The sequence below is a fragment of the Labrys sedimenti genome, from assembly GCF_034424805.1.
GTDB classification, from domain to species: domain Bacteria; phylum Pseudomonadota; class Alphaproteobacteria; order Rhizobiales; family Labraceae; genus Labrys; species Labrys sedimenti.
On record NZ_JAXOUF010000066.1, the window covers coordinates 1 to 1899 of the forward strand.

Sequence of the window (1899 nt, forward strand, 5' to 3'; positions counted from 1 at the left end):
CCACCTTCCTCCAGTTTGTCACTGGCAGTCTCCTTTGAGTTCCCGACCGAATCGCTGGCAACAAAGGATAAGGGTTGCGCTCGTTGCGGGACTTAACCCAACATTTCACAACACGAGCTGACGACAGCCATGCAGCACCTGTCTCTAAGTTCCCGAAGGCACAAGCTCATCTCTGAGCTCTTCTTAGGATGTCAAGAGTAGGTAAGGTTCTTCGCGTTGCATCGAATTAAACCACATGCTCCACCGCTTGTGCGGGCCCCCGTCAATTCATTTGAGTTTTAACCTTGCGGCCGTACTCCCCAGGCGGTCAACTTAATGCGTTAGCTGCGCCACTAAGATCTCAAGGATCCCAACGGCTAGTTGACATCGTTTACGGCGTGGACTACCAGGGTATCTAATCCTGTTTGCTCCCCACGCTTTCGCACCTCAGTGTCAGTATTAGTCCAGGTGGTCGCCTTCGCCACTGGTGTTCCTTCCTATATCTACGCATTTCACCGCTACACAGGAAATTCCACCACCCTCTACCATACTCTAGTCAGTCAGTTTTGAATGCAGTTCCCAGGTTGAGCCCGGGCATTTCACATCCAACTTAACAAACCACCTACGCGCGCTTTACGCCCAGTAATTCCGATTAACGCTTGCACCCTCTGTATTACCGCGGCTGCTGGCACAGAGTTAGCCGGTGCTTATTCTGTCGGTAACGTCAAAATTGCAGAGTATTAATCTACAACCCTTCCTCCCAACTTAAAGTGCTTTACAATCCGAAGACCTTCTTCACACACGCGGCATGGCTGGATCAGGCTTTCGCCCATTGTCCAATATTCCCCACTGCTGCCTCCCGTAGGAGTCTGGACCGTGTCTCAGTTCCAGTGTGACTGATCATCCTCTCAGACCAGTTACGGATCGTCGCCTTGGTAGGCCTTTACCCTACCAACTAGCTAATCCGACCTAGGCTCATCTAATAGCGTGAGGTCCGAAGATCCCCCACTTTCTCCCGTAGGACGTATGCGGTATTAGCGTTCCTTTCGAAACGTTGTCCCCCACTACTAGGCAGATTCCTAGGCATTACTCACCCGTCCGCCGCTGAATCGAGGAGCAAGCTCCTCTCATCCGCTCGACTTGCATGTGTTAGGCCTGCCGCCAGCGTTCAATCTGAGCCATGATCAAACTCTTCAGTTCAAACATCTTTGGGTTTTTAAGAAACCCTAAACTTGGCTCAGCAATCGTTGGTTACATCTTTGATTTCTCGCGGAGTAACTTGTGATGCTGATAATCTTGTTGACTATCAGTCTGACTCCACAAGCACCCACACGAATTGCTTGATTCAGTTGTTAAAGAGCGGTTGGTTAAGATCTTTCGTCTCAACCGAGGCGCGCATTCTACAGCAGCCTCATTTGCTGTCAAGTGGTTATTTTCAGAAGTTTTCGAAGATTTCTTCAACAACTTCAACCACTTGCGCTTGCGATCTCTCGTAAGCGGGAGGCGAATTCTACAGCGTTACACGCTGCTGTCAACACCTCTTTTTCAACTTCCTTTTGGCTTCGATGAACTGAAGCAACTTGCTGTCGAGAACTGCGTAACTCATTGTTTACCAAGGAGTTTTCCGTTTCGACTGCGCCGGAAGTGGGGCGAATTATAGACAGATATAATTCGCCGTCAACTCTTAATTTTGCTTTTCTATCAATAAGTTAGCTTCGGTTAAAAAACAGCCGGCATCCACTGCGCGTCTATATAGAAGGGAAGTTCAAATAACGCCCGCCTCCTTCAGTGCGGCCACATGAGCAGCTCCCAACCCCAAAACCCCCTGCAGCACCTCAAGCGTATGCTCCCCCAATAGAGGAGGCGCACTCCGGTACTCCACAGGCGTCTTGGATAAGCGTATCGGGCTCGCAACCTGGG

1 rRNA gene is annotated in these 1899 nt (G+C 50.1%); it reads right to left on the minus strand.

Annotated features, from left to right (window positions below):
• Window positions 1-1179, minus strand: a 16S ribosomal RNA gene (locus tag U1R88_RS35380); the annotation flags it as partial.
• Between the last annotated feature and the right edge of the window lie 720 nt (window positions 1180-1899).